Source organism: Streptomyces sp. NPDC127098 (assembly GCF_042722465.1).
GTDB lineage: Bacteria > Actinomycetota > Actinomycetes > Streptomycetales > Streptomycetaceae > Streptomyces > Streptomyces millisiae.
Genome location: NZ_JBHXFJ010000035.1, coordinates 71075 through 81106, shown reverse-complemented (window position 1 = coordinate 81106; position 10032 = coordinate 71075). Strand labels below are relative to the sequence as shown.

6 protein-coding genes are annotated in these 10032 nt (G+C 72.2%); 2 read left to right on the top strand and 4 right to left on the bottom strand.

The genetic code is table 11. The features are described 5' to 3' along the window. Positions 1-39: 39 nt before the first annotated feature. Together ACFWI8_RS22030 and ACFWI8_RS22025 are read right to left on the bottom strand one after the other, a co-directional pair. Positions 40-1407 carry a M16 family metallopeptidase gene (locus ACFWI8_RS22030; RefSeq protein ID WP_387094216.1) on the bottom strand — a complete coding sequence of 456 codons (1368 nt, stop codon included), beginning with the start codon at positions 1405-1407 and terminating at the stop codon, positions 40-42. 17 nt (positions 1408-1424) lie between these two features. Next, positions 1425-2777, bottom strand: a complete 1353-nt coding sequence (locus ACFWI8_RS22025) for a M16 family metallopeptidase (RefSeq protein WP_387094208.1) — start codon at positions 2775-2777, stop codon at positions 1425-1427. A gap of 173 nt (positions 2778-2950) precedes the next feature. Between ACFWI8_RS22025 and ACFWI8_RS22020 the strand changes: the two genes are divergently transcribed. Beyond that, on the top strand, positions 2951-5398 hold the full coding sequence (locus ACFWI8_RS22020; protein ID WP_387094205.1) for a DNA topoisomerase (ATP-hydrolyzing) subunit A: 2448 nt from the start codon (positions 2951-2953) through the stop codon (positions 5396-5398). A gap of 16 nt (positions 5399-5414) precedes the next feature. On the opposite strand, the gene ACFWI8_RS22015 is transcribed toward ACFWI8_RS22020, so the two are convergent. Further along, positions 5415-6503, bottom strand: a complete 1089-nt coding sequence (locus ACFWI8_RS22015) for a CobW family GTP-binding protein (protein WP_387094203.1) — start codon at positions 6501-6503, stop codon at positions 5415-5417. A gap of 106 nt (positions 6504-6609) precedes the next feature. On the opposite strand from ACFWI8_RS22015, the gene ACFWI8_RS22010 reads away from it, so the two are divergent. Beyond that, positions 6610-7536 (top strand): sucrase ferredoxin, encoded by a 927-nt coding sequence (locus ACFWI8_RS22010; RefSeq protein WP_387094200.1) that lies wholly within the window; start codon positions 6610-6612, stop codon positions 7534-7536. 9 nt (positions 7537-7545) lie between these two features. Here the strand turns inward: ACFWI8_RS22010 and ACFWI8_RS22005 are convergent, their stop codons facing one another. Next, positions 7546-9663, bottom strand: a complete 2118-nt coding sequence (locus ACFWI8_RS22005; RefSeq protein WP_387094197.1) for a type IIA DNA topoisomerase subunit B — start codon at positions 9661-9663, stop codon at positions 7546-7548. Between the last annotated feature and the right edge of the window lie 369 nt (positions 9664-10032).

The window sequence follows — 10032 nt, the reverse complement described above, 5'->3', positions numbered from 1 at the left end:
ACCCGGGGGTCACGGGGCCGCCGACCGACGGCACGCCGCTCAGCCGTCGATCACCGTCACCTCGCCGATGCCGAGCGCCCGCACCGGCTCCGCGATCTGCTCGGCGTCGCCGACCAGCACGGTCACCAGGCGCTCGGTCGGGAAGGCCCGTGACACCGCCGTCGACGCCTCGACGGTGCCGGTCTCGGCCAGCCGGACGTAGAGCCGGGCCTGGTAGTCGTCCGGCAGCTCCTCCTCCACCTGGTCCGCCAGGGTGCCGGCGACGGCCGCCGCCGTCTCGAAGCTCAGCGGGGCGACGCCCACCAGGAACTGCACGGCGGCGTCCCGCTCCTCGTCGGTCAGCCCCTCCGCCGCCAGCGTGCGCAGCACCTGGAAGAGGTCGGCCAGCGCCGGCCCCGTCACGTCGGTGGCCACCGAGCCGCGGATGCCGAGCAGCGAGAGCCCGGTGCCGTCGGCCCTGGACCGCAGCACCTGCGCGAACGCCCGGATGCCGTAGGTGTAGCCCTTCTCCTCGCGCAGCACCCGGTCGAGACGGGAGGTGATGGTGCCGCCGAGGCAGTAGACGCCGAGCCGCTGCGCGGCCCACACCGGGTCGTGCCGGTCGGGCCCGGTGCGGGCGATCAGCAGCTGGGTCTGGACGGAGCCGGGGCGGTTCACGATGACCACCCGGCCGGTGTCGTCGGGGACGGGCGGCTCCCAGGCGGGGACCGCCGACGGCTGCCCGGTCCAGGCGCCGAGGGTGTCCTTGAGCACCGCGTCCACGTCGATGCCGGTGAGGTCGCCGACGACGACCACGGCCGTCGAGGCCGGCCGCACGTGCGCCTCGTAGAAGGCGCGCACCGCCTTGGCGTCGATCCGCTCGACGCTGGCGGCCGTGCCCTGCCGGGGCTTGGACATGCGCGAGTCGGCCGGGAACAGCGTGTCGTAGAGCGCCATCGCGGCGCGCCGGCTCGGGTTGCCGAGCTCGTGCGGGATCTCGTCGAGGCGGTTGCGGACCAGCCGCTCGATCTCGTGCTCGGGGAAGGCCGGGGCGCGCAGCGCGTCCGCCAGGAGCCGCAGCGCCCGGTCGAAGCGGGAGGCTGGCACCTCGAGGGAGACCCGGACGCCGGGGTGGTCGGCGTGGGTGTCCAGGGTGGCGCCGCAGCGCTCGAGCTCGGCGGCGAACTCCTCGGCGGTGTGCCGGTCGGTGCCCTCGGACAGCGCGCGGGCCATGATCGTGGCCACGCCCTCGAGACCGGTCGGCTCGGCGGCCAGCGGCGCGGTCAGGTTCAGCTCGACGGCGACGACCTGCTGTCCCGGCCGGTGACTGCGCAGCACTGTCAGGCCGTTGGGCAGGGTGGCGCGCTCCGGGGCGGGGAACGCCCAGGGCCTGGGCTCCCCGGCGGTCGGCCGCGGGTGGAGCTGCATGCTCGCGGTGACATCGCTCACTGGTGGTCGGCCCCTTCGGTGTCGTTCTCGGCTTCGGTCTCGTCCTCCTGGGGCCCGGTGGGCTCGTAGACCAGCACCGCGCGGTTGTCCGGGCGGAGCCGCGCGGCGGCGACCGCGCGCACCTCGTCCGGGGTGATCTCCAGGATGCGGCGCACGGCGGTCAGCGCCAGCTGCGGGTCGCCGAAGAGCACCGCGTACCGGCAGAGCTCGTCGGCCCGGCCGCCGACCGTGGCGAGCCGGTCGAGCCACTCGCGCTCCAGCTGGGCCTGGGCCCGCTCCAACTCCTCGGCGGTCGGCCCCTCCTGCGCGAACCTGGCAAGCTCTTCGTCGACGGCGGCCTCGATCTCCTCGACCCGGGCCTCGCCCGAGGTCTTGACGTCCAGCCAGCCCATGGAGGGCGCGCCGGCGAGACGCAGCATGCCGAAGCCGGCGGAGACCGCCGTGCGGTCGTGCCTGACCAGGCGGTTGTGCAGCCGGGACGACTCGCCGCCGCCGAGCACGGTGAGCGCCAGGTCTGCGGCGTCGGCCTCGCGGCTGCCGTCGTGCGGCAGCCGGTAGGCCGCCATCAGGGCGCGCGAGGGGACGTCCTCCTCCAGCAGCTCGCGCAGTTCGCCGCCGATGACCTCGGGCAGGGTGCCGTCGCGCGGCGGGCGCTTGCCGTCGTGGGACGGGATGGAGCCGAAGTACTTCTCGACCCAGGCCAGCGTCTGCTCGGGGTCGATGTCGCCGACGACAGCGAGCACCGCGTTGTTGGGCGCGTAGTAGGTGCGGAAGAACTCCCTCGCGTCGTCGAGGGAGGCGGCGTCCAGGTCGGCCATCGAGCCGATGGGGGTGTGGTGGTAGGGGTGGTCCTCGGGGAAGACCATGGCGGTCAGCTTCTCGAAGGCCGTGCCGTAGGGCACGTTGTCGTACCGCTGGCGGCGCTCGTTCTTCACCACGTCGCGCTGGTTCTCCATGGACTCCTCGTCCAGGGCGGCCAGCAGCGTGCCCATCCGGTCGGCCTCGAGCCACAGCGCGAGCTCCAGCTGGTGGGCCGGCATGGTCTCGAAGTAGTTGGTGCGCTCAAAGCTCGTGGTGCCGTTGAGCGAGCCGCCGGCGGCCTGGATCAGTTCGAAGTGACCGTTGCCCGTGACCTGTTGCGAGCCCTGGAACATGAGGTGCTCGAAGAGGTGGGCGAGCCCGGTGCGCCCCGCCACCTCGTGCCGGGAGCCCACGTCGTACCAGAGGCAGACGGCGGCCACGGGGGTGAGATGGTCCTCGGACAGCACCACGCGAAGCCCGTTGGGCAGCCTGTGTTCGGTCGCGGTGAGCCCGCCGGCGGTATCCTGCGGGGTGGCCGTGTGGCCCATGGGCGTGAGGTCCCTTCGCTCGGACGGTCCGGTTGTCTGTCGGATGTCCTGTCACCTTATGCAAGGTGAGCCGGCGTGTGCGATGCGATCGGCGGTTGGTACCCGGCTGTCGGTGGCCCGGTCCACAATGGTCGCCAGCAGACCGTCAAGACGTACGAAGGAGTCCCCGCGCGATGCCCCGCCGCAGTACGCCGACCCCGCCTCCGGAGGATTTCGAGGAGCGCATCCTCGACATCGACGTCGTCGATGAGATGCGGGGCTCCTTCCTCGAGTACGCCTACTCGGTGATCTACTCCCGGGCGCTGCCGGACGCGAGGGACGGGATGAAGCCGGTGCAGCGCCGGATCCTGTACCAGATGCACGACATGGGGCTGCGTCCCGATCGCGGCCACGTCAAGTGCGCCCGCGTGGTGGGCGAGGTGATGGGCAAGCTGCACCCGCACGGAGACTCGGCCATCTACGACGCTCTGGTGCGCATGGCGCAGCCCTTCTCCATGCGGCTGCCCCTGGTGGACGGCCACGGGAACTTCGGTTCGCTGGGCAACGACGACCCGCCGGCCGCCATGCGGTACACGGAGTGCCGTTCGTCGGCGGTGGCCGGCATGATGGTCGCCGGCATCGACGAGGACACCGTCGACTTCGCGCCCAACTACGACGGCAGCGAGCAGGAGCCCGTCGCGCTGCCCGCCGCCTACCCCAACCTCCTGGTGAACGGCTCGAGCGGCATCGCCGTCGGCATGGCCACCAACATGCCGCCGCACAACCTGGGCGAGGTCGTCGCCGCGGCCCGCCACCTGATCCGCCACCCGAACGCCGACCTGGCCACGCTGATGCGCCACGTGCCGGGTCCCGACCTGCCGACCGGCGGTCAGATCGTCGGCCTCGACGGCATCAGGGACGCGTACGAGACGGGGCGCGGCACCTTCCGGATCCGGGCCACGGTGGCCGTGGAGAAGGTGACGGCCCGCCGGATGGGTCTGGTCGTCACGGAACTGCCGTTCATGGTCGGTCCCGAGAAGGTGGTCGGCAAGATCAAGGACCTGGTCAACGCGAAGCGGCTCCAGGGCATCGCGGACGTCAAGGACCTGACGGACCGCGAGCACGGGCTGCGCCTGGTGATCGAGGTGAAGAACGGCTTCAACCCCGAGGCGGTGCTGGCCCAGCTCTACAAGCTGACGCCGATGGAGGAGACCTTCGGCATCAACAACGTGGCGCTGGTGGACGGTCAGCCGCTCACCATGGGTCTGAAGGAGCTGCTCGAGGTCTACGTCGACCACCGCTTCGAGGTGGTCAGGCGGCGCAGCGAGTTCCGGCGCGGCAAGCGGCGGGACCGGCTGCACCTGGTCGAGGGCCTGCTGGTGGCGCTCGTCGACATCGACGAGGTGATCCGGATCATCCGGTCCAGCGAGAACGCGGCGGAGGCCAAGGAGTCCCTGATGGCCCGCTTCGGCCTCTCCGAGACGCAGACCCAGTACATCCTCGACACCCCGCTGCGCCGGCTGACCAGGTTCGACCGGATCGAGCTTGAGTCGGAGCGCGACCGGCTGACCGCGGAGATCGAGGAGCTGACCCGGATCCTGGAATCGGACGCGGAGCTGCGCAAGCTGGTCTCGGGCGAGCTGGCCGAGGTGGCCAAGAAGTTCGGCACCCCGCGCCGCACCCGGCTCGTGGAGTCCGAGGGCGCACCGCTCGAGGTGCTGCCGCTCGAGGTGGCGGACGACCCCTGCCGGGTGCTGCTGTCCTCCACCGGGCTGCTGGCGCGCACGGCCGACGAGCAGCCGGTGTTCGACACGAACGCGCGCCGGGTGAAGCACGACGTGGTGGTCTCGGCGGTGCCGTCCACCACCCGCGGCGAGGTGGGGGTGGTCACCTCGGAGGGCCGACTGCTGCGGATCAACGTGGTGGACCTGCCGACGCTGCCGCACAGCGCCACCTCGCCCAACCTGTCGGGCGGCGCGCAGGTGTCGGAGTTCCTGACCCTGCGCCCCGAGGAGCGGGTGGTGTGCCTGACCACGCTCGACGAGTCCTCGCCCGGGCTCGCGATCGGCACCGAGCAGGGCGTGGTGAAGCGGGTGGTGCCCGACTATCCGGCGAACAAGGACGAGTTGGAGGTCATCTCCCTCAAGGACGGCGACGTGATCGTCGGCGCCGCCGAGTTGCGCACCGGCGACGAGGACCTGGTCTTCATCACGGACGACGCGCAGCTGCTGCGCTACCAGGCCGCCCAGGTGCGGCCGCAGGGCCGGCCGGCGGCGGGCATGACCGGCGTCAAGCTGGCCGCCGGGGCGAAGGTGATCTCGTTCACCGCCGTCGATCCGGCGGCCGAGGCGGCGGTGTTCACGGTGGCGGGCGGCAGCGGCACGCTGGACGACTCGCTGGGCACGGCCAAGCTCACCCCGTTCGACCAGTACCCGCGGAAGGGCCGGGCCACCGGCGGGGTGCGCTGCCAGCGCTTCCTGAAGGGCGAGGAGCGGCTGACGTTCGCCTGGGCCGGCCCCGTGCCGGCGCGCGCCGCCACGGCGACCGGCGCGCCCGTGGACCTGCCGGAGCCCGACCCGCGCAGGGACGGCTCGGGCGCGCCGCTCGGCCGGCCGGTCGCGGTGGTCGCGGGACCGGCGTAGGGCCCGGGCGGCCGGGCTACGAGAGGGGCTGCGGCTCGGACTCGGTGACCTCGCTCATCTCGGTCGTCTCGGTGACGTCCTCCGGGTCGTCGACGTACCGCAGCACCTCCCACATGCCGCTCAGCGCGGGGTCGGCCTCGGCCGGCCCCGTCGCCACGCAGTCGGCGAGTTCGGCGCGCAGCGCTTCGGGGTCGATTCCGGCGCCGATCAGCACGAGCCGGGTGGGAGTGGTCTCGTCGTCGGGGGCCGGGTAGAAGCGGAGGAAGCGGCCGACCGTGTGCAGCGCGTAGCGCTCGGGGCGCGGGCCGGCGGCGAGCGTGACGAAGCCCTTGGCGCGGTAGAGCCCGGCCGGCCTGGTGTCGAGGAAGCGCATCAGCGCTCGAGGGCTCAGCGGCTCCCGGCTGGTGAAGGCGACGCTGTCGTAGCCGGTGTGCGGGTGGGCGTGCCCGTCGTCGTGGTCCTCCTCGCGCTCCAGGTCGGCGAACGACAGCTGCCGGTGGCCGGCCCCGGCCGGGTCGAGGCCGGCGCGGGCGCTCTCGCGGTCGAAGAAGAGGCCGGGGTCGATCCGGCCCCTGGCGGCCGGCACCACGGGCGCGGCGCCGGCGACCTCGCGCAGCGCGGCCAGCTGGGCACGCCACTCGGCCTCGGGCACCAGGTCGGTCTTGTTGAGCACCACCAGGTCGGCGGCGCCCGGATGGCGGGTCCTGCCCGGCTCGGCGGCGTCGACCACCTGGACCAGGCCGCCGTAGACGATGCGCCGGTCGCCGCTGGCCAGGATCATCCGGACCAGGCTCGGCGGCTCGGCGAGCCCACTGGCCTCCACCACGATCAGGTCGATCCGGGCCGCGGGATCGGCGAGCCGGTCCAGGGCCGCGTCCAGGTCCTCGGTGTCCACGGCGCAGCACAGGCAGCCGTTGTCGAACGAGGCCATGGCGTCGACCTGCCCGGCGACCAGCATCGCGTCGATCGGGATGCTGCCGAAGTCGTTGACGACGGCGCCGATCCGGACGCCGTCACGGTTTCTGAGCAGGTGGTTGAGCAGCGTGGTCTTCCCCGCCCCGAGGAAGCCCGCCAGCACGACGACGGGGATCCGACTGGTGGTCATGGCCGCCACGATAACCGTGGCGGCCCGAGCCGTTGGCCGCGCACGGCGACGGTCGGGGGGAGGTGACGGCGAGGCTACTGGGTCAGGAGAGGCTAGCCTTACCTGGGTGAGCACGTGCACGACCCTCTCCCAGGCCCTGGCCGAGCCGCTCGCCGGCACCGCGAGCACCGCCAGGACCTGGCTGCTGCTCGAACAGCCGGGGCCCTGGGGCCCGGACGCCCTGGTCGAGAGCCACCTCGACCCCGTCGTGGGCCGCGCCCTCGACGCGGCCACCGCCGGCACCGGCGTGCGGGTGGCGCTGATCCGCCGGCCGGGCCGGCACGCCGACCGGCCGGGGAACGCCACGGCCCGCCGCGCCTACCTGGCCCACACCCTGCCCGGGAACTCCTGGGTCCGCACCACGGCGGCGGTCGTCCCCGAGCGCCTGCTCGACCTGGACTTCCCCCGGCTCGGCGCCGGGGCCCACGACGACCTCTGGGAACCGCACCACGGCGACCCGCTGACCCTCGTCTGCACCAACGGCCGGCGGGACCGCTGCTGCGCGCTGCTCGGCCGCCCGCTGGCCGCCGAGTTGGCGGCCAGCGGCGGCTCCGAGGTCTGGGAGGTCACCCACCTGGGGGGCCACCGCTTCTCCCCCACCCTGCTCGTCCTGCCGCACGGCTACGCGTACGGACGGATCACCGCGGTGGGCGTCAAGAACGTCCTGGAGGCCCTCCACGTCGGCCGGCTGGTCGGTGAGCACTGCCGGGGCCGGTCCGCCTGGGACCAGCCGGGACAGGCCGCCGAGCTGGCCGTGCGGGACGCGACCGGGGAGCGCGCCCTGGACGCCGTCGCGGTCCTCACCGACCGGGCCACCGGCGACACGCACGAGGTCACCGTGGGCCACGCGGACGGCCGCCGCTGGCGGGTCACGGTCGTGGCCCGCGCCGACGGTGAACCGGCGCCCGCCAGCTGCGGCGCGCGGGCCACGCCCCGGACCCGGCTGACCGTCACCGCCCTCACCGCCCTGCCCGCCGCCGGGGCAGCCGGCTGAGCGCGGCGACTACGTGTCGATGCGGGACCGGTCAAGCATGGCCGCCGAGCTCGCGATGAACTCGCGACGCGGGGCCACCTCGTTCCCCATCAGCAGGCTGAAGGCCTCCTCGGCGGCCTCCAGGTCGTTGATGTTGATCCGCCGCAGGGTGCGCCGGCGCGGGTCCATCGTGGTCTCGGCCAGCTGGTCCGCGTCCATCTCGCCCAGGCCCTTGTAGCGCTGGATCGACTCCTTGTAGCGGATCTTGCGCCGGTCCAGGTCCAGCAGCGTGGCGCGGAGCTCCGCGTCCGAGTAGGTGTACAGGTACTTGTCCTGGCCCTTCTTCGGGTTGCTCAGCTCGATCCGGTGCAGCGGCGGGACGGCGGAGAAGACCCGGCCCTCCTCGACCATCGGCCTCATGTAGCGCTGGAAGAGGGTCAGCAGCAGGCACCTGATGTGTGCGCCGTCCACGTCGGCGTCGGCGAGGAAGATCACCCGGCCGTAGCGCGCCTGGTCGATGTCGAAGGTCCGCCCCGAACCGGCTCCTATCACCTGGATGATGGCGCCGCACTCGGCGTTCTTCAGCATGTCCGAGACGGACGACTTCTGGACGTTGAGGATCTTGCCACGGATGGGCAGCAGGGCCTGGAACTCGGAGTTCCGCGCCAGCTTCGCGGTGCCGAGGGCGCTGTCCCCCTCGACGATGAACAGCTCGCTGCGGTCCACGTCGTCGCTGCGGCAGTCGGCGAGCTTGGCCGGCAGGGCCGAGGACTCCAGAGCCGTCTTCCGGCGCTGCGCCTCCTTGTGCTGCCGGGCGGCGATCCGGGTGCGGGCGGCGGCGACGACCTTCTCCAGCACGGCACGGGCCTGCTGCTTGTCGTCGCGCCTGGTCGAGGTGAGGAAGCCCTTGAGCTCCTTGGCGACCACCTGGGCGACGATCCGGGAGGCGGCCGAGGTGCCGAGCACCTCCTTGGTCTGCCCCTCGAACTGGGGCTCGGCGAGCCGGACGGTGACCACCGCGGTCATGCCCTCCAGGGCGTCGTCCTTGACGACGTCGTCCTCGGCGACCCGCAGCAGCTTGGTGGCGCGCAGCACGTCGTTGACCGTGCGGGTGACGGCCCGCTCGAAGCCGGTGACGTGGGTGCCGCCCTTGGGAGTGGCGATGATGTTGACGAACGAGCGCACGGTGGACTCGTAGCCGGTCCCCCAGCGCAGCGCGATGTCCACGTCCAGGTCGCGCTTGACCTCGGTGGGGATCATGTGGCCGCGGTCGTCGAGGACGGGGACGGTCTCCTTGAAGGAGCCCTGGCCGGTGAGCCGCAGCACGTCGCAGACCGGCTTGTCGGCGGCCAGGAACTCGCAGAACTCGCTGATCCCGCCGTCGTAGTGGAAGACCTCCTCGGACGGCTCCGCACCGTCGATACCCCGCTCGTCACGGACTGTGATGGTCAGCCCGGGGACCAGGAAGGCGGTCTGCCGGGCGCGGGCGTGCAGGGTGTCGAGGGAGAGCTTGGCGTCCTTGAGGAAGATCTGCCGGTCCGCCCAGTAGCGCACCCGGGTGCCGGTGCGGCTCTTGGGGATCTTCTTGGTCTTGCGCAGGCCGCTCGCCGGGTCGAACGGGGCGTCGGGCCCCGACTCGGTGAAGATGCCGGGGGTGCCGCGCCGGAAGCTGATGGCGTGCGTGCTGCCGCCCTTGTCGACCTCCACGTCGAGCCGGGCCGAGAGGGCGTTCACCACGGAGGCGCCGACGCCGTGCAGGCCGCCGGAGGCGGCGTAGGAGCCGCCGCCGAACTTGCCTCCGGCGTGGAGCTTGGTCATCACGACCTCGACGCCGGAGAGCCCGGTCTTGGGCTCGATGTCCACGGGGATGCCGCGCCCGTTGTCGCGGACCTCGACCGAGCCGTCGGCGTGCAGCAGGACGTCGATGCGGTCGCAGTGGCCGCCGAGCGACTCGTCGACGGCGTTGTCGATGATCTCCCAGAGGCAGTGCATCAGCCCTCGGCTGTCCGTGGACCCGATGTACATGCCCGGGCGCTTGCGGACCGCCTCAAGACCTTCCAGGACGAGCAGGTGCCGCGCGGTGTAGTTGTCTGCCGGGTCGGCCCCGGTCAACAGTGCGGTGGACGGCACGGACGTGTCGGCGGTCACGCAGTTCGCTCCTCGCTGAATTCTGATCTGGCCCTGATGTGGTGGCGGTCGCCGCTCAGAGGGTACCGAGGCCCTGTAGAGCGGTTGTGCGGCTCCCCGGGAAGTATCCAGGGTAGCCGAGCGTCGCTCACACGTTCGATAACTCGTCTGGGTGACGTGTACATCACGTTCCCTTCGAGGCATGAACCATTTAGGCTCCGGGCACGTCCTCCTGAACGAGGCTGGACCCCCGGATACACCGAGGTAGCCGGAACAACACGACTAGACGACGCATTACACCAAGCAACCGCAATACGGCTCATTCGCCGCCACCGGGCAGCGTTCGGCCATCTCGGGAGAAATTTTTCCATCGAGAAAGCCGCGAGCGGG